Origin of the sequence: Agrobacterium sp. FDAARGOS_525 (assembly GCF_003938925.1) — a bacterium.
Lineage (GTDB): Bacteria > Pseudomonadota > Alphaproteobacteria > Rhizobiales > Rhizobiaceae > Agrobacterium > Agrobacterium pusense.
In genome coordinates, this window is sequence record NZ_RKIU01000003.1 from 466224 (window position 1) to 485075 (window position 18852).

Annotated in this window: 16 protein-coding genes; 7 read left to right on the top strand and 9 right to left on the bottom strand. The window is 60.4% G+C overall.

Features of this window, described 5'->3' with window-relative positions; genetic code table 11:
- Nucleotides 1-224: 224 nt before the first annotated feature.
- Both urtA and EGT36_RS03550 read right to left on the bottom strand, forming a co-directional pair.
- On the bottom strand, nt 225-1514 hold the full coding sequence (gene urtA, locus EGT36_RS03545) for an urea ABC transporter substrate-binding protein (RefSeq protein WP_125270061.1): 1290 nt from the start codon (nt 1512-1514) through the stop codon (nt 225-227).
- A gap of 328 nt (nt 1515-1842) precedes the next feature.
- A complete protein-coding gene (locus EGT36_RS03550) occupies nt 1843-2049 on the bottom strand; it encodes a DUF2735 domain-containing protein (protein ID WP_162719335.1) in 207 nt (68 codons plus the stop codon).
- Between the two features lie 481 nt (nt 2050-2530).
- Here EGT36_RS03550 and EGT36_RS03555 point away from each other — a divergent pair, with 481 nt between their 5' ends.
- The 5 genes from EGT36_RS03555 to EGT36_RS03575 all read left to right on the top strand — a co-directional run bounded on the left by EGT36_RS03555 (nt 2531) and on the right by EGT36_RS03575 (nt 9774).
- Nucleotides 2531-3565, top strand: coding sequence for a glutamine synthetase beta-grasp domain-containing protein (locus EGT36_RS03555; protein ID WP_006700347.1), 1035 nt, complete (start codon nt 2531-2533; stop codon nt 3563-3565).
- A gap of 223 nt (nt 3566-3788) precedes the next feature.
- Nucleotides 3789-4559 carry an SDR family oxidoreductase gene (locus EGT36_RS03560; protein WP_125270062.1) on the top strand — a complete coding sequence of 257 codons (771 nt, stop codon included), beginning with the start codon at nt 3789-3791 and terminating at the stop codon, nt 4557-4559.
- A 31-nt stretch (nt 4560-4590) separates the two neighbouring features.
- Entirely contained in the window at nt 4591-7986 is a 3396-nt protein-coding gene (locus tag EGT36_RS03565) for a hybrid sensor histidine kinase/response regulator (protein ID WP_125270063.1), read from the top strand.
- The gene (locus EGT36_RS03570; RefSeq protein ID WP_037091813.1) at nt 7983-8909 is read left to right on the top strand and encodes a response regulator transcription factor; all 927 of its coding nucleotides are present in this window, start codon (nt 7983-7985) and stop codon (nt 8907-8909) included. Before EGT36_RS03565 ends, EGT36_RS03570 begins: the two co-directional genes overlap by 4 nt.
- 277 nt (nt 8910-9186) lie before the next feature.
- Nucleotides 9187-9774 (top strand): AAA family ATPase, encoded by a 588-nt coding sequence (locus tag EGT36_RS03575; protein ID WP_037091816.1) that lies wholly within the window; start codon nt 9187-9189, stop codon nt 9772-9774.
- Here the strand turns inward: EGT36_RS03575 and EGT36_RS03580 are convergent.
- The 7 genes from EGT36_RS03580 to EGT36_RS03610 form a co-directional block, all read right to left on the bottom strand.
- Nucleotides 9723-10439, bottom strand: coding sequence for a polysaccharide deacetylase family protein (locus tag EGT36_RS03580; RefSeq protein ID WP_037091819.1), 717 nt, complete (start codon nt 10437-10439; stop codon nt 9723-9725). The two genes, EGT36_RS03575 and EGT36_RS03580, sit on opposite strands and share 52 nt — an antisense overlap.
- A 127-nt stretch (nt 10440-10566) precedes the next feature.
- Entirely contained in the window at nt 10567-11685 is a 1119-nt protein-coding gene (locus EGT36_RS03585) for a branched-chain amino acid ABC transporter substrate-binding protein (RefSeq protein WP_004443345.1), read from the bottom strand.
- Between the two features lie 119 nt (nt 11686-11804).
- Nucleotides 11805-12158, bottom strand: coding sequence for a DUF6867 family protein (locus tag EGT36_RS03590; protein ID WP_004443347.1), 354 nt, complete (start codon nt 12156-12158; stop codon nt 11805-11807).
- A 181-nt stretch (nt 12159-12339) separates the two neighbouring features.
- Nucleotides 12340-13068 (bottom strand): ABC transporter ATP-binding protein, encoded by a 729-nt coding sequence (locus EGT36_RS03595; protein WP_004443349.1) that lies wholly within the window; start codon nt 13066-13068, stop codon nt 12340-12342.
- Nucleotides 13068-13946, bottom strand: coding sequence for an ABC transporter ATP-binding protein (locus EGT36_RS03600; RefSeq protein ID WP_034498713.1), 879 nt, complete (start codon nt 13944-13946; stop codon nt 13068-13070). Before EGT36_RS03600 ends, EGT36_RS03595 begins: the two co-directional genes overlap by 1 nt.
- Nucleotides 13946-15298 (bottom strand): high-affinity branched-chain amino acid ABC transporter permease LivM, encoded by a 1353-nt coding sequence (gene livM, locus EGT36_RS03605; RefSeq protein ID WP_373887383.1) that lies wholly within the window; start codon nt 15296-15298, stop codon nt 13946-13948. The genes EGT36_RS03600 and livM overlap by 1 nt, the downstream gene beginning before the upstream one ends.
- Nucleotides 15299-15347: 49 nt before the next feature.
- The gene (locus EGT36_RS03610) at nt 15348-16250 is read right to left on the bottom strand and encodes a branched-chain amino acid ABC transporter permease (protein WP_004443357.1); all 903 of its coding nucleotides are present in this window, start codon (nt 16248-16250) and stop codon (nt 15348-15350) included.
- A gap of 335 nt (nt 16251-16585) precedes the next feature.
- On the opposite strand from EGT36_RS03610, the gene cysQ reads away from it, so the two are divergent.
- Complete coding sequence (gene cysQ, locus EGT36_RS03615) at nt 16586-17374, top strand: 3'(2'),5'-bisphosphate nucleotidase CysQ (RefSeq protein WP_004443358.1); 789 nt, start codon at nt 16586-16588, stop codon at nt 17372-17374.
- Between the two features lie 338 nt (nt 17375-17712).
- Entirely contained in the window at nt 17713-18753 is a 1041-nt protein-coding gene (locus tag EGT36_RS03625; RefSeq protein ID WP_037091821.1) for a DUF2793 domain-containing protein, read from the top strand.
- The last annotated feature ends 99 nt before the right edge of the window (nt 18754-18852 follow it).

The following is an 18852-nucleotide window of genomic DNA, read 5'->3' on the forward strand; positions in this document are numbered from 1 at the left end:
CCCCCCTCTGCCCTGCCGGGCATCTCCCCCACAAGGAGGGAGATCGGCAAGATGCGCTCGCATCGCTCCATCTCAACGGAGGAGAAATGCGGGGCCTCGCCGCTTGCCGATCTCCCCACCTGTGGGGGAGATGCCCGGCAGGGCAGAGGGGGGCATGCTTGTTCAGTTTCCAATGATAAAACCGCCCCCACTAAGGGAGCGGCCCATCACAGCGCCCCCGCTAATCAGCTACCCTTGCCGCCGCACTTACCCGTAGCCACGTTGAAGTTGCCGCAAGACATCGGCTTCCTCCAATCCGAGATCAGATCCTTGGAGTCCGGCAGGTAATCCGACCACTCGTCACCCACCACCTGCGGCGTCTGCTGCACGATTTCAAACTGGCCGTCGGCCTGGATTTCACCGATCAGCACCGGCTTGGTGATGTGGTGGTTCGGCATGACGGTGGAATAACCGCCCGAAAGGTTCGGCACGGAAACGCCGATGATCGAGTCGAGAACCTTGTCCGTATCGGTCGTGCCGGCGGATTCCACGGCCTTAACCCAGGCGTTGAAGCCGATATAGGCGGCTTCCATCGGGTCGTTGGTTATGCGCTTGTCGTTCTTAGTGAAGGCGTGCCAGGTTTTGATGAACTCGGCATTGACTGGCGCATCAACGGACTGGAAGTAGTTCCAGGCGGCGAGGTGACCGACGAGCGGTGCGGTATCGAGACCGGCAAGCTCTTCTTCGCCCACCGAGAAGGCGACGACCGGAATGTCTTCAGCCTTGATGCCCTGGTTGGCCAGTTCCTTGTAGAAGGGCACGTTGGCGTCACCATTGATGGTGGAAACAACGGCGGTCTTCTTGCCGGCCGAACCGAATTTCTTGATGTCGGACACGATCGTCTGCCAGTCGGAGTGACCGAACGGCGTGTAGTTGATCATGATGTCCTCTTCCTTGACGCCCTTCGACATCAGGTAGGCCTTCAGGATCTTGTTGGTGGTCTGCGGATAGACATAGTCCGTGCCGGCCAGAACCCAGCGCTCGACGCCTTCGGTATTGGCAAGGTAATCCACGGCCGGAATGGCCTGCTGGTTGGGGGCGGCACCCGTGTAGAAGATGTTGCGCGAGGATTCTTCACCCTCATACTGAACCGGATAGAACAGGATCGAGTTCAGCTCTTCGAACACAGGCAGAACGGATTTGCGCGAGGAGGACGTCCAGCAGCCGAAAACGGCGGCGACCTTGTCCTGCGAAATCAGCTGGCGGGCCTTTTCGGCGAAAAGCGGCCAGTCGGAGGCCGGATCGACCACGACGGCTTCGAGCTTCTTGCCGAGAACGCCACCCTTTTTGTTCTGCTCATCGATGAGCATCAGCATGGCGTCTTTCAGCGTGGTTTCTGAAATGGCCATCGTACCGGAAAGAGAATGCAGCACGCCGACCTTAATCGTGTCATCGGCAGCGAAGGCGCCGTGGAAGGCGGTGGTGGACAGGATTGCGCCAAGCAGCGCGGCACTGAGCGTCTTGCGGAACATCATCGGAAGGACCCCTCTCCTTGTTGGCCTCTCGTGGAGGCTCAGCGGCATCTTCGGCCGCTGCTGGAGGGACTATCGATCTCGTAAGCGCGAAACCGTATACGTCAATTGACGTAGTCGGGGTGGCGAAAGGTGCAGGGGACGGGACTACCGGACAGAGCGGCCTATGTAGACCGAGAGGTCTCGGCTTGTTTCTTCTCCCCGCCGGGGAGAAGTCCGCGCAGCGGATGAGCGGGTGAGGCCAGAGATATACGGAGAGCTAGCCCCCTCATCCGACCCTTCGGCCACCTTCTCCCCGCCGGGGAGAAGAAAGGCGCGGCAACGTTTCACATCAAGAATGCGGCTTGCGGTCGCTCTCTTCGTCCCGGATTGCCTCGTCATGATACCAGGAGCCGAAATCCACATGCGGCTCTCTCGCCTCGCGTTCGAGGTCGCTCAAGCCATTAGTGCGGAACTTGGACGCGCCAGCGCGCCCGCCAACAGGGAATTGGTAGATCGTTGCCGTCTCACGATGAAAGCCAGTCGCCATTTCGGTCATCTCACTCTGTTTGCATCGAAGCACTTGGTCATGGAATCAAACCCGTGAAAGCCGGATTCGCTCCCTTTGATTAAAAAAAAATCACGTTGCGGAAAATATAGGCATAGACAGTGGTTTCGACAAGAAAAACCATTCCGAAAGCGCTGGTTTTTAGGGCAAATGCCAATCCCTCGCGCGCAATTGAATTTCCCGCATCGCAGCATCGCATAAGACTGCCGGGCGCCGGCTATCTATCAGGATTCAATGATGAAACTTGAGGGGTGATTTACCCTGTTGCGTCGCAACAGAAGCCCCTCTGCAGGAAATCCAGAGGCCCTGCGTCAACGGACCCTGAAAGATTTTTCGAAAAAATCGCCGGATATCGCGAATCTGGCACGCGGCATGCATCTAAGGGGTCAGCCCTTGAACGCGAATGCGCTTCCGGTGGTGAAAGCCGCGGGAGGCCTCAAGGCTTCGCATTGTTACCTATGAGAGGTTCGTAATGACTAAGTTCAAACTCGAGTATATCTGGCTGGACGGATACAAGCCGGTCCCCAACCTGCGCGGCAAGACCCAGATCAAGGAATTCGATGAATTTCCGACACTCGAGCAGCTGCCGCTTTGGGGCTTTGATGGCTCCTCCACGCAGCAGGCCGAAGGCCACTCCTCCGATTGCGTTCTGAAGCCCGTCGCGATCTACCCGGATCCGGCCCGCTCCAACGGTGCGCTCGTCATGTGCGAAGTCATGATGCCCGATGGCGTCACCCCGCATCCGTCGAACAGCCGCGCAACCATCCTCGACGACGAAGATGCATGGTTCGGCTTCGAGCAGGAATACTTCTTCTACCAGGACGGCCGCCCGCTCGGCTTCCCGGAACAGGGTTACCCCGCTCCGCAGGGTCCTTACTACACGGGCGTCGGCTTCAAGAACGTCGGTTCGGTTGCCCGCGAAATCGTTGAAGAGCACCTTGATCTCTGCCTCGAAGCCGGCATCAACCACGAAGGCATCAACGCCGAAGTGGCCAAGGGCCAGTGGGAATTCCAGATTTTCGGCAAGGGCTCCAAGCGCGCCGCCGACCAGATCTGGATCGCTCGTTACCTGCTGCTGCGTCTTTGCGAACAGTATGGCATCGACGTCGAATTCCATTGCAAGCCGCTCGGCGACACCGACTGGAACGGTTCGGGCATGCACTGCAACTTCTCCACCAAGTACATGCGTGAAGTTGGCGGCAAGGAATATTTCGAAGCCCTCATGGCCGCCTTTGCCAAGAACTGGAAAGAGCACATCGACGTATACGGTCCGGACAACCACCTTCGCCTGACCGGCAAGCACGAAACCGCTCCGTGGAACAAGTTCTCCTACGGCGTGGCAGACCGTGGCGCGTCGATCCGCGTTCCGCACTCTTTCGTCAACAACGGTTACAAGGGTTACCTTGAAGACCGTCGTCCGAACTCGCAGGGCTGCCCCTACCAGATCGCTTCCGTCGTTCTGAAGACGATCGCGGAAGTGCCGCTCGCAAAGTCGGCTGCTGCCTGATATCCAACTGATGGCGTCGCCCGAACCGGGCGACGCCATTTTTCTGTCCACCGAACGGCCAGGCGGACAGGTGACCTTTCGCCCGTCGCCATATGCGGCATAGTCATCCCGGCGCAGGCATCTGCGTGGTTTTGAGCGATGGCATCGCCGCTTCCTTGACCCGGACAGGGTTCGCCCCGGTGCCTCAAAGCAGGCCATGTGCTTTCGAGCAGAAAGGTGAACGATGGGCATTCTTGACAAATTTTCCCTCAAGAAGCGCACCGCCATCATCACGGGCAGCGGCCGCGGTCTCGGTTTTGAAATCGCCAAAGCCTTTGCCGAAGCGGGTGCCCATGTCTGGCTGACCGGCCGCAATGCCGAGACGTTGCAACAGGCGGTCGACACGTTGCGCGAAGCGGGCGGAAAGGCGGATTATGCCGCCTTCGATATTGCCGATACCAGAGCCGGGGCGGCGCTGGTCCACCGCATCATGAGCGAACTCGGCCACCTCGATATTCTCGTCAACAATGTCGGCGCGCGCGACCGCCGCCCGCTGTCCGAGTTCAGCGACGAGGACGTGCTGGAATTGATCCGCACAGACCTCACCTCCTCCATTTCCCTGTCGCGCGATGCGGCGGAAGCCATGGCGGCAAAGACCTATGGCCGCATCATCACCATTACCTCCATTCTTGGCCACATCGTGCGGCCGGGCGATGCGATCTATCCCGTCGCCAAACAGGGGCTGACGGGCCTGATGCGGGCCATCGCCGTGGAATATGGCGCGCGCGGCATCACCAGCAACGCCATTGCGCCGGGCATGTTCGCCACCGAAACCAACGCCGCCCTTGCCGAAAATCCTGAGATGGTGGCCTTTGCCAAGCTTCGTGTACCGCTGGAGCGCTGGGGCAGACCGGACGAGATTGCCGGTGCGTCCCTGTTTCTGGCCAGCGACGCGGCCTCCTTCGTCAACGGCCATGTGCTGACGGTGGATGGCGGCATGTCGGTGCGGCTGTGAAAGGCCGCGGGCGGAAAGGCGCTCAATAGGCATGGCGGCACGGCAACGCATCATCCCCGTCAGGCGCGAATATAACCGCTGGGTCGCCAACCAGACGCTGGAAGATTATGCGTTGCGTTTTACCGCCAAGAGCGCCCGGCAATTTTCCTCCAACCGCATTTCCCACACCGCCATCGGCGCGATATCGTTCCTCGCCCTTGAGGCCATCGGCGGGGCCATCACGCTTTCCTACGGCACCACCAACGCTTTTTACGCCATCCTAGTCGCCGCCGTGGCCATGCTGGCCGTCGGCCTGCCGATCAGCCGTTATGCCATCCGCCACGGCGTCGATATCGATCTGCTGACACGCGGCGCAAGCTTCGGTTACATCGGCTCCACCATCACCTCACTCATCTATGCCGCCTTCACCTTCATGCTCTTCGCCATCGAGGCGTCGATCATGTCCGGCGCGCTGGAGTTGGCGCTCGGCATTCCCTTGTGGATTGGCTACATCATCTCCGCCGTCATGGTCATTCCGCTCGTCACCCATGGCGTGCGGCTTATCAGCCGTTTCCAGATCATCACCCAGCCCTTCTGGATCGTCCTCAACATCCTGCCCTTCATCTTCATCGCCTTGATGGACTGGGAAAAATACGATCTCTGGCGCGCCTTTGCCGGCATTCACCATGCGTCCGGCCCGCCGGGCACCATCGCGGATTTCAATCTCGTGGAATTCGGCGCAGCCTCGGCCGTCATTCTGGCTTTGATGTCGCAAATCGGCGAACAGGTCGATTTCCTGCGCTTTCTGCCGGCCGAAGGCCAGAGTAGGCTTCGCCACCGCATAGCCGTCTTTCTCGCTGGTGCCGGTTGGGTCGTCGTGGGTGTGCCGAAGCTGCTGGCCGGTTCATTCCTTGTCGTGCTGACCTTCAGCTCCGGCGTTTCGGTCGATCGCGCCGCCGATCCGGCGCAAATGTATCTCACCGCCTTCGGTTACATGATCCCAAACCAGACGGCGGCTATGCTGCTGATGGTCGCCTTCGTGGTCGTCTCGCAGCTGAAGATCAACGTCATGAACGCCTATGCGGGGTCGCTCGCCTGGTCGAATTTCTTCTCCCGCCTCACCCACAGCCACCCCGGCCGCGTCGTCTGGCTGGTCTTCAATGTGGCGATTGCGCTGCTGTTAATGGAACTCGGCATCTACCGGCTGCTTGAGGAAACGCTCGGCATCTTCTCCATCATCGCCATGGCGTGGCTCTGCACCATCTCGGCCGATCTCTTCATCAACAAGCCGCTCGGCCTTGCCCCGCCGGGCATTGAGTTCAAGCGCGCCCATCTCTACGACATCAATCCCGTTGGCGTCGGCTCCATGGCGCTTTCCGCCACAATTGCGCTGATGGCGCATTTCGGCACCTTCGGCCCGCTCGCCGCCTCGCTCGCGCCCTATCTCACACTCATCGTCGCCTTCATCGCCTCGCCGCTGATTGCCTGGGGCACCAAAGGCAAATTCTACCTTGCCCGCAAGCCGCGCCAGCAATGGCGCGAAGAAAGCAGCATCACCTGCTCCATCTGCGAGCACCCTTTCGAGCCTGAGGACATGGCCTGGTGCCCGGCCTATGCCGCGCCGATCTGTTCGCTCTGCTGCTCGCTGGACAGCCGCTGCCACGACATGTGCAAGCCGAAGGCGAAGCTGAACTATCAGGTCGCCACCGTCGCCAAGACCTTCCTGCCGAGACAGCTGGTAGCAAAACTCGCCACCCGCCTCGGGCGCTACGGCATGGCGGCGGCCATTGCCGTCACCACCATCGGCGGCATTCTGGCCATGATCGCGCATCAGGTCGGCACCGCCTCGCCGGAAACGGCAGATGTGGTAAACCGCACCATCCTCATCGTGTTTTTCGTCTTCGCCGTCATTGCCGGCATCGTCTGCTGGTTTCTGGTTCTCGCCCATGACAGCCGGGTGGTGGCGGAAGAGGAATCCTCCCGCCAGAACACGCTGCTCTTGAAGGAAATCGCCGCCCATAAGAAGACCGACGCCGCCCTCCAGGATGCCAAGGAAACGGCTGAGGCCGCCAACCGCGCCAAGAGCCGTTATGTCGTCGGCCTCAGCCACGAGCTACGCACGCCGCTGAATGCCGTTCTCGGCTATGCCCAGATCCTCGAGCGCGACGAGACCATTCCCCCTCCCCGGCAATCGGCGATCAAGGTCATCCGCCGCTCCGCCGACCACCTCTCGGGTCTGATCGATGGGCTTCTCGATATTTCCAAGATCGAGGCGGGCCGCCTGCAGGTCTATTCCAACGAGATCAACATTCAGGATTTCCTCGATCAGATCGTCGATATGTTCCGCCCGCAGGCGCAGGCCAAGGGGCTGGAATTCCGCCACGACCGCTCGCCGGCTCTGCCGCAATATGTGCGAACCGATGAAAAGCGGCTGCGCCAGATCCTCGTGAACCTGCTTTCCAACGCCATCAAGTTCACCGATCATGGCGCCGTCACCTTCGATGTCGGTTATCGCAGCCAGGTGGCGAGCTTCACCGTGTCGGATACCGGCCGCGGCATTGCCGAAAAAGACCTCGCCCGCATCTACGAACCCTTCCAGCGTGGCGAGGCCGAAAGCGTGCGCCCGATGCCAGGCCTCGGCCTCGGCCTCACCATCACAAGGCTTCTGACAAATACGCTCGGCGGCGAGATTTCCGTTTCCAGCGAAAAGGACAAAGGCTCCACCTTCCGCGTGCGCCTCATGCTATCCGCCGTGCACCGGCCAAGCACGGCGCCGGCGCCGGAAAAGACCATCCGCTCCTATTCCGGTCCACGCCGCACCATTGTCGTGGTGGATGACAACGAGGATCACCGCGAGCTGATGCGGCAGGTGCTTTCGCCGCTCGATTTCGTGGTGCTGACGGCGCAATCCGGCCCCGAATGTCTTACCCTCATCGAAGGGGTGAAGCCCGATCTTTTCCTTATCGATATTTCCATGCCCGGCATGACCGGCTGGCAGCTGGTGACGAAACTGCGCGAGGCGGGTCAGACGGCCCCGCTCATCATGCTCTCAGCCAATATCGGGGACGGCACTGTCGCGGGCGCCGGCGATGACAATCACAACGACGCCATCGCCAAGCCGGTCGATATCCGCCACCTCTGCGACAGGCTCGCCGTGCATCTCGGGCTGAAATGGATTTACGATACCGATCTGCCCCCCGCGCCGGAGCCGCAGCCGCCTGCCGAGATCGTCCATCCGGGAGCCATTCACATCCAGGATTTGCAGCGGCTGGGCGAAATAGGCTACATACGCGGCATCGAAGCGAAACTCGCCGATCTTGCCCGCAACACGGAAAACCTGCCCTTCACGCAGGAGCTCGGCGCCTATGTGCAGGCTTTCGATCTGGCCGGTTACGCGCATTTTCTCAAGCGGTTCGAAGACAGTGACAGGGGAGACCTCAAGGCATGAACGCTCAGGCGGCGGCCCCGAGAGACATCGTATTGCTGGTGGATGACAGCCCGGAAGCGCTCGGTTTCCTCACCGATGCGCTGGAACAGTCCGGCTTTTCCGCCCTCATCGCCACATCGGGACAGGCCGCGCTCAACATTGCAGAACGCATTACGCCCGATATCATCCTGCTCGACGCCGTCATGCCCACCATGGACGGTTTCGAGACCTGTCGCCGCCTGAAGGCCAATGCGGCGGTAGCGCAGGTGCCCGTCATTTTCATGACGGGACTGACCGAGACCGAACACGTGGTGCGGGCGCTGGACTCCGGCGGCGTCGATTATCTGACCAAGCCGATCAATATCGATGAGCTGCGCGCCCGCATCCGCGTGCATCTTTCCAATGCCCGTTCCGCGCAAAGCGCGCGCGTGGCGCTTGACGCCGCCGGCCGACACCTGCTTGCCGTGCGCGCCAATGGAGCCATCCACTGGTCAACACCCCAGGCAACGCGGCTTGTCAACGCTGCGACCGGCCGGGATGATGGCATGGAAATCGTCGTCAGCCATATCGGCCGCTGGCTTGGCGAAAGGGCGGCGTCGGAAACCGGTCGCGATGCACCGCTGACGATCACCCAGGCCGGACGCCCGGCCTTGCAGCTCTCCTTCCTCGGCGCGATGGGCCCGGATGAGCATCTGTTTCGCCTGACCGCCGCCAACGAAAAGTCGGATGACCACCTTCTGAAAGAGCATTTCGCGCTGACGACACGGGAGTCGGAAGTGCTTTTGTGGATCGCCAAGGGCAAGTCCAACCGCGATATCGGCGATATTCTCGGCCTGTCGGCCCGGACGGTGAACAAGCATCTCGAACAGATCTATGTGAAGCTCGGCGTGGAGAACCGCGCCTCTGCCGCGGTCAAGGCGGCGCATATTCTGCATCAGGGGTGAATAGCGGCGCGTGATGTGGTAAGCTAATATATGTTTAGGCCCGAGCGACGAGCCCTCGCTGATTAGCCGAGCGCCCTCCTCTTGTTTCTTCTCCCCGCCGGGGAGAAGTCCGCGGCAGCGGGATGAGGGGGCGAGGGCAAAGATATTCGGGGAGCTAGCCCCCTCATCCGGCCCTTCGGGCCACCTTCTCCCCGGCGGGGGAGAAGAAATAGGCGGCAACCACCTCCCAAAAAATCACCACCCCCTGCCCTGAACCCCAATACAGGAACGCACACCCATGAACCGTTTCATCATCCTCTCCGGTTGCTCCGGCGGCGGAAAATCCACGCTTCTCGCCGAGCTCGCCCGGCGCGGTTTCGCCACCGTGGAGGAACCCGGCCGCCGCATCGTCATCGAAGAAACCCGCGATGGCGGCAACGCTCTGCCGTGGATAGACCTCGAAGCCTTTGCGCGCCGCGCCATCGCTGTGGCGCTCGAAGACCGTCAGCATGCGCCAGAGCACGGCACCGTCTTCTTCGATCGCGGCCTGATCGACGCCGCCTCGGCTCTACGCGAGGTCAGCGGTGACCTCGTCATCGAAACGCTGCAACGCGAACATCGCTATAACAGGCTGGTCTTCCTTACCCCGCCCTGGCCGGAAATCTATCAGGCAGACGCGGAGCGGCGGCATGATTTTGCCGCGGCCGTGGCAGAATACGACCGCCTCGTCAGGGATTATCAAGCTCTCGACTATGAAACCGTCGTCCTTCCGAAATCAGGCGTCGAAGAGCGTGCCGACTTCATTTTGGAGCGGCTGGACGGAGCGCAGCTGTCTCAGCGATTTTCCAGCAGCTGCGACACGGTCACGAACTCGAACCCGCGCTGACGCAGTCCATCGATGATCAGCGGCAAGGCCTGCCGTGAAGCCTCGCGGCTGCGATACATGACATGCATGATGATGATCGAGCCGTTTTTCGTGTGCTCGATAACGTGCTTCGCAAGAGCCGCTGCATCCTCGGCGATATCTGGATAGGATTCCGGCTCAACATCCCACATGATTGTTTTCCGGTCATGCCGGTATAGATACCATGGCAAGCCGAGCAGCTTCTTGCCATAGGGCGGGCGGAACATGATCTCACCTTTATGACCCGCAGTCCTAATGGCCGCATCGGTGCGCTCGATCTCGTCCCTGATCCGCGCGGACCCCATCAAGGCCATGTTGGAATGCGTATAGCTGTGGTTTCCAACCTGATGGCCATCGCTGACGATCATGCGGGCCTGCGGCAGGTTTTCTTCAGTTTCCTTGCCCGTCAGGAAAAAGGTCGCTTTGATCCCGCGTTCCCTCAGGATCGCTAGGACCTCAGGCGTGAAACGCACCGAGGGCCCGTCGTCAAACGTCAGGGCCACCACCGACTTCGGCGTCTCGACCCTCGGAATGATCTCCCCGAACAATTGCGTCGTCCGGGATTTGCTGAAGAGATGAACGCCACCGAGCACAACCGCCAGCATGGCAAGACCAAGGATTGGAGACACCATCCGTTTCATCGCCATTGCCACCCCTCATTGCAGTTTTTGGGAGGTTTTGTCTCTCGCCTTATTGTCTCCAGTGTGGCGCCTGTCGCGCAAAAGAAAAGCCCGGCAGCGATGCCGGGCTTCGATAGGGGGTCGCAAAAAAGGCTTAGCTGCCCTGCTGGATGTAGGTGAACTTGCCGTCCGGACCCTTCTTCCACTCGTACATGACATAGCCAGGAAGCTTCGGGTCACCCTTCTCATCGAAGGAGATCTCGCCGAGCGCCGTCGGGAAGCTACCCTTCTTCAGCGCTTCGGCAACCTTTTCAGGCTCCACGGAACCGGCTGCCTTGGCAGCGCCGGCGATCGCCTGCAGGGCTGCATAGGAGTAGAGCGTATAGGCTTCCGGGTTGAAACCGGCGGCCTTGAACTTCTCTACCAGTTCCTTGTTTTCAGGGCGCAGTGTCGGATCAGGACCGAAGGTGTTGAGCGTGCCTTCGACGGCGTCGCCGGCGATGGAAGCCAGTTCGTTCGATACGATACCGTCGCCCGAGACGAGCTTGGCCTTCAGGCCCTGGTCAGCCGCCTGGCGGATGATGAGGCCGGCTTCGGTGTGCAGGCCGCCCCAGTAGATGATGGAAACGCCGGCTTCCTTCATCTTGGAGATCAGCGCCGAGAAGTCCTTGTCGCCGACATTCACGCCTTCGTACATGGCTTCCTTCACGCCGGCGGCATTGGCTGCCTTCTTGGTTTCATCGGCAAGGCCCTGACCGTAAGGCGTCTTGTCGTGAATGATGGCGATCTTGGCGTCCTTGAAATGATCGGCAAGATACTTGCCGGCGATGCCGCCCTGCTGGTCGTCACGGCCGCAGGTGCGGAACGTGTTCCACAGACCGCGCTCGGTGAACACGGGGTTGGTCGCGGCAGGCGTGATTTCGAGAATGCCGTTTTCGGCGTAAACTTCGGACGCCGGAATGGAAACGCCGGAGTTGAAGTGACCGACAACGAATTTCACGCCGTCAGCGACGAATTTATTGGCGACCGAAATACCCTGCTTGGGGTCGGATACGTCGTCGCCCAGCACGATCTTGATCTGCTCGCCATTAATGCCGCCGGCGGCATTGATGTCTTTCGCAGCCTGTTCGGCACCCTTCTGGATCTGAGCGCCGAAAGCAGCGTTCGGGCCGGTCAGCGGTGCGCCGACGGCGATCACGACATCGGCCCAGGCCGAACCGCCAAACGCGACCATGGCGGTCAGCGCGACAGCGGAAAGAAGAGACTTCTTCATTACTTTACTCCCAGTTCCTTTGGATGGGTTGTTTGCGAGGACCTGTTCAGTACCCACCTTAACCGAACAGGAAACGTTCCACTCTGCCGAGTATTAGTGACCCCGGAAAATACCGGCTGTCAATTTTTCTTTTTATAGGAAAATGCCGACGTGCGGTCGTAGAGCCAATAGTAATTATTGACCATCTGGCTCGTCCGGCGCATGCGGAAACCGATGCTGGAAAAAACCAGAAGAAGAACAACGTCAAACACGTAGTAGAAGCCGTTGATGAACGGCCCATCGAACAGCGCGTGATGTAAAAACCGCATCACCACGCCCAGCGCGAGCGTGTAGATCACCACCCGCGTATATCCACCCCAGCCGTCGGCAACGGATTTGCCGGTGCGCCAAGCCGTCCAGAAACCCAGAAGAACAACCAACGCGCGCAGAACATACCGCACGCCGTTATCCGTCTCGAAAAAAAGGCCCTGCATCTCTTTCCCCATCAGTGCCGGGCTGAATACCCAGGCCCTGCCTTGTCTGTCGTCCCGTCGTTTGCCGCCGGGCATTTTATTGTTTACGCCCCGCCATGGATCCTTCAGGTTTTGACCAAAAGGATGACGGACCGCCGTTTGCAGTCTTGCGCCGCAAAATTTCCGGCGCAAGTAAAATCTTTCAGTGCCGTCCGCCTTCCAGATAGGCGGCGCGTACCTGCGGATCGGCGAGCAGTTCCTTGCCCGAACCGCTCATCGTCACCTTGCCGTTGACCATCACATAAGCGCGGTCGGAAAGCTTGAGCGCGGCGAAGGCGTTCTGCTCCACGAGGAAGACGGTCAGACCCTCTTCCTGATTGAGTTTCTTGATCGCCTCGAAAATGCCCTTGACGATCAGCGGAGCGAGACCCAGCGAAGGCTCGTCCAGCAGCAGGAGCTTCGGACGTGCCATCAGCGCGCGGCCGATGGAGAGCATCTGCTGCTCGCCGCCGGAAAGCGTGCCGCCGCGCTGGCTCTGACGCTCCTTCAGGCGCGGAAACATCACGAAGATCTTCTCGACGTCTTCCTTGAAATATTTCAGGTTATCGAGATTGGCGCCCATCTGCAGGTTTTCCAGCACTGTCATGCGCGGGAAAATCCGGCGGCCTTCCGGTGATTGGGCGATGCGCTTGCGGGCGATCAGATGGGTCGGCAGCTGGGTAATGTCCTCGCCATCGAAAATCACCTGGCCGGCGCGTGCCTGCGGGCTGCCGCAGATGGTCATCATCAGCGTCGACTTGCCAGCGCCATTGGCGCCGATCAGGCTGACGATTTCGCCCCTCTTCACTTCGACATCGACACCGGCCAGAGCCCGGATATTGCCATAATAGGTTTCGACACCCTGGACTTTCAGAAGCGGTTCACCGGACATCAGGCCGCTCCTCCGTCGAGTTCTTCCGCAATCACGTCTTCCACTTCATCATCCTCGACACCCAGATAGGCGGCGATGACCTTCGGGTCGTTCTTCACATGGTCCGGCGTGCCGTCGGAAATCTTCTGACCGTATTCCAGAACCACCACGTGGTCGGAAATCTGCATCACCACGGACATGTCGTGCTCGATGAGGAGCAGCGACGTACCCTCGTCGCGGATGCCGCGCAGCAGCGTGTTGAGCGCCAGGGATTCCTTCGGATTGAGACCGGCGGCCGGCTCATCGAGGCACAGCAGTTCCGGCCCCGTGCACATGGCGCGGGCGATTTCCAGGCGGCGCTGCGCGCCATAGGGCAGATCGCCCGCCGGATCGTCGGCGCGATCGATCAGATCGGCCTTTTCCAGCCAGTATTTGGCTTTTTCGATAGAGGCATCCACCGCCCGCCGGTAAGCGGGCAGGCCGAGAAGGCCGAGGATCGTGTAACCCGAGGCCTTCATCAGCGCATTGTGCTGCGCCACCAGCAGGTTTTCCAGAACGGTCAGGCCCGAAAACAGGCGGATGTTCTGGAAGGTGCGCGCCACCTTTGCCTTCTTGGTGATTTCGAAATCCGGCAGGCGCTCGAGTAGATGCGTCTCGCCATCCTGCTGGCGCATGGTGATCATGCCCATGGTCGGCTTGTAGAAGCCGGTGATGCAGTTGAAGACCGTAGTCTTGCCCGCACCGTTCGGGCCGATCAATGCGGTGATCTCGCCGCGCTTTGCCTCGAAGGAGAAGTCGTTGATGGCCATAAGGCCGCCAAAGCGCATCGAGAGATGTTCGACCTTGAGGATCGTGTCGCCAGTGGTATTGGGTGTCATTGTTGTTGTTCCGGAAGCCATCAACCGTGACCTTCCTTGGTAAAGCTGCCGGACACGGCCTTGCGTTCTTTAAGGAAAGCCGTGGGTTCACGCGAGCCGACGAAACCGCGCGGCTTGAACAGCATGACGATGACCATGGCAAGCCCGAACAGCAGCATACGATAGAGTTCCGGCGTGAAATCGGGCCCGAAGACATGCTTCAGGAACTCCATTTCGCGCAGAAGCTCGGTGCCGCCGACCATGACGAGCGCCGCAATGGCAATGCCGGTCAGCGAGCCCATGCCGCCGAGAACGACGATGGCGAGAATGACGGCGGATTCGAGGAACACGAAGCTTTCCGGTGAAACGAACCCCTGACGGGCGGCGAAGAAGGAACCGGCAAAACCGCCGAACATTGCGCCCGTGGCAAAAGCGGTGAGCTTGGTGATGACCGTATCGATGCCGAGCGAACGGCAGGCGATCTCGTCCTCACGCAGCGCTTCCCACGCCCGGCCGATGGGCATGCGGCGCAGGCGGATGGTGACATAGGCCGTCAGCATGCACAGCAGCAGGATCACGTAGAACAGGAAGATCTTGTAATAGGCCGAGGACATCGACAGGCCGAACGCCTTGGCGAAATTGTTCGGCGCGCCGACATCGAACGACCAGATGCCGAAGATCGACGCCTTGGCGATGCCGGAAATACCGAAAGTGCCCTTGGTCACATCCGTCCAGTTGAGCAGCACGAGACGGATGATTTCACCGAAGGCGAGCGTGACGATTGCCAGATAGTCGCCGCGCAGGCGCAGCACCGGAAAGCCGAGGATGATGCCCCAGAAGCCTGCCAGAATGCCGGCAACGGGCAGCAGCACCCAAAACGACAGGCCGAACTGGCTGGAGAGCAGCGCATAAGAATAGGCGCCCACCGCATAAAAGGCGACGTAACCGAGATCGAGCAGGCCGGCAAGGCCGACGACGATGTTCAGACCCCAGGCCAGCATCACATAGATCAGGATCTGGATGCCGAAATTGTCGACGAATTTCAGCGAGCCCTGGAAACCGAAGAGCTGCACCGCGATAACGGGATAAAGCAGCAGCAGAACCAGCGCCAGCTTCAGAAAGTGCTTGTGGAAAAAGCCCTTTTCCTCGGAAATCTCCAAAACGCCGCTCTTGGCCTTGGCCAGCTTGCGACGATCCAGCGACGGCTTGATAAAGCCGACCATAAGGAAGCGGCCGATGGCGGCAACGGCGACGAAGATCGCCAGAAGGCCCCAGCGCGTGCCCCAGATCAGCTGGTTGTTGATGTCCTGATAGGTGACGATGCCGACATAAAGAATGAACATGCCGAACGAGATGACGCCCGCAATCAGGCCCTCCTTCACGGCTGTCGCCATCAGGCTGGGGCCGGAAGAGGTGTTTTCGGAAGCGATATTGGCCATGGGATCACACCTTCTCGACTTCCGGGCGACCGAGGATGCCGGTCGGCTTGAAGATCAGCACGAAAGCCAGGATGCCGAAAGCCGCGACATCCTTGTAGGCGATGGAGAAATAGGCCGACCACAGCGATTCGATCAGGCCGATCAGGAGGCCGCCGAGAACAGCGCCCGGCAGCGAGCCGATGCCGCCCAGAACGGCTGCGGTAAATGCCTTGACGCCGGGAATGAAGCCGTCGCTGAAAGAGGCAACACCATAATACATCAGATACATGGTGCCGGCGACCGCGGCGAGTGCTGCACCCATGATGAAGGTGATGGAGATGGTCTTGTCGACATCAACGCCGAGCAGCGCCGCCATCTTGCGATCCTGTTCGGTGGCGCGCTGCGCCCGGCCGAGCGGGGTCTTGTTGACGATATACCAGAAGGCGAAGAGCAGCACCGAGGTGACGACCATGATGATCAGCTGTTTCAGCGACACGGTGATGGCGCCGAAATGATAGCTTTCGGTCACCAGCGACGGGATCGGCTTGTTGCGTGGACCCTGCGTGACCTGGATGAAATTGGAAAGCGCGATCGACATGCCGATGGCAGTGATCAGCGGCGCAAGACGGAAGGAGCCTCTGAGCGGGCGGTAGGCGACGCGTTCGATCACCCAGTTCCACAGGCCGGTCATCAGCATGGCGACGACCATCATCAGAAGCAGAAGAAGCGCCACCGGAATGCCGGCGACAAAGGATGTCACGATCAGGAAAACGATCAGCGCGGCGAAGCCGCCGAGCATGAAAATATCGCCATGGGCGAAGTTGATCATGCCGATGATGCCGTAAACCATCGTATAGCCGATAGCGATGAGGCCGTAGATCGATCCAAGAGTCAGCCCGTTTATGAGCTGCTGGATAAAATACTCCATGTCTTTCCCCCGGGCACGACCTCAAATGGGCCACGCCTCGTTATGTTAATTATAGGGGCGCCCTTGCAGGCAGACCCCCACCCTCAAAATGCATATCGTGTTCGTTAAAAATGTGAAGTCAAAAACGGGCGATCCTGCACAAAATTTGGAATTTCCACACCAGCTGCCGCTTTCACGATCAGAAGAGCCATGATTTTGGCAGGAAGTGCTGAAAAAATGACGGTCGAATGCTTATTTTAGCATTGTCCAACGCCATTATTTGACGGGCAGCGGGCAAAGGAGTAGCGAAGATCGGAACGGCGATATCCCGCAGACGGGATTCAATTGGCAAAGAGATGATCGACATATTGACGAAAGCGGCGCTGGACGCCGGGCAGGCCATCATGGCGGTCCACCGTGCCGGCCCGCATGTGTCGTACAAGGATGACTGCTCGCCGGTGACGGAAGCCGATCAGCGTGCCGAAGCGATCATTCTTGCGGCCCTGGCCGCCCATTTTTCCGATATACCGGTGGTTGCCGAAGAGGCCGTGTCGAGTGGCATCCTGCCGGAAACCGGAGCGGAATTCTTTCTCGTCGATCCGCTGGATGGAACCAAGGAGTTCATTTCCGGCAAGGATGATTTCACCGTCAACATCGCGCTCATCCGCAACGGCGCTCCGGTGGCCGGTGTGGTTTACGCCCCCTGTCGCGGACAGGCGTGGACCGGCGAGGGCAACGCCGCCGAAAAACTCGCCATATCGGCCGAAGGCGTCATCCTGTCGCGCCACCCCATCCGGGCCCGCCAGCGCGGCGCTTCCCCCGTGGCGCTGATCAGCCGCTCGCACTGCACCGCACGAACGGAAGCCTTCGTGGCCGAACATGGACTGAAGGACTGTATTTCTGTCGGCTCGTCGCTGAAATTCTGCATGCTGGCGGAGGGTGCCGCCGATATCTACCCGCGCTTCAGCCGCACCATGATGTGGGACACGGCGGCGGGCGACGCCGTGCTGCGCGCCGCCGGCGGCCGGACGCTGGACTGCTCGGGCCTTCCGCTAACCTATGCGGTGAAGGGCGATGGCGAGGATGCGCTGGCCAATCCGGATTTCATTGCCGAAGGGGCGATGGCGGTGGAACACGCGGGGTAACGGGCGCTCGGCGTTTGCTGCGGCTCTTGCGACGGGCGGCATTGGTGAGCTTCGGTGTGTGCGGCTTTACCCCCTCTGCCCTGCCGGGCATCTCCCCCTCAAGGGGGGAGATCGACTCGCGGATAGGTCTCCCCCCATCTCAACGTTTGCGAATGAAGTGGCGGTAGCGCTTCCTGCTGATCTCCCCCCTTGAGGGGGAGATGCCCGGCAGGGCAGAGAGGGGTAAAGCCACACACACCAAGGCCCCCAAAAAAATAATCCACCCCCGCTCATCCCCACCCCACGCCACCACCTCACAATGCCCCCGCAACGAAACACCGCAGCGCGGAAGGCACATCATGACCGAACAGACGGCGAGACTTCAGCTTCCCTATATCCTCCCCTCGCAGGCGCAGAAACACGTCACCCACAACGAGGCGCTGCAACGGCTCGACGCGATCGTGCAGCTGGTCGTCAAGGCTGTGGTTGCCGCACCGCCCGAAAACGCCGCCGAGGGAGATTGTTTCCTCCTCTCCGCCGACGCTACCGGCGATTGGGCCGGCAAGGGCGGCAGGCTCGCCTTCCGGCAGGATGGCGCGTGGCTCTCGATCACACCGCAGCCCGGCTGGACGGCATGGTTTGCGGCCGAAAGCAGATATCGCGTCCTGCGCGACGGCGGCTGGCGTGACCTGCCACTGCCGGCCACCGGCCGGCTGGAAAGCATGGGAATCGGCACGGAGGCCGACGCCGTCAACCGGCTGGCGCTCGCCTCCCCCGCCAGCCTTTTCACCCACGCGCAGGATGACGGCAGCCACCGCATGACGATCAACAAGGCGGGCCGGGCCGATACAGCCTCATTGCTGTTCCAATCCGGCTGGAGCGGCCGCGCAGAGATGGGCCTGGCGGGGAATGACGGGTTTTCGATCAAGGCCAGCACGGACGGCGCCTCATGGCACACCGCCATAGTCTGCAGCGGCGATGGTCGCGTCTCGATGCCCAACCGCCCGCTCGCCGTCGCTGGCCTGCCGGCGGGCACGACGAAGCCGGCCAATGGCTCTGCCGCCGGTTTTTCCGTGCTCTCCCTCGCTGAGGGCGGCTTTGCGCTCGGTGATGCGGCAAGTGATGGTGGGCGCGACCTGGTGGTGCCAGCGAAAGGCCTCTATCTGGCCATATTGACGCTTGCTGTGGTCTCGTCTTCCGGCCACCGGGTCACGCTGTTGATCAACGGCACGGCGGCCGATTTCGACATCGCGGGCAATGTGTCAGACTCAGGCGCGTCGCAGTCGGCAACCGCCTTCCTTCGCCTCGGTGCCGGCGACCGCCTGCGGCTGCACCATGAGGGAACGGTGGAATTGACCCAGGGCAACGGCAAAACCTGCCTTTCGCTTGCATGGATCTGATCTGGACAACCGATGAGAGAGAAAAATTGCGATTTTTGGAAAAATTTTTCCCCGACAAAATAAGGCGACTCGAACAAATCAGGCGAAACCGTTCAAATT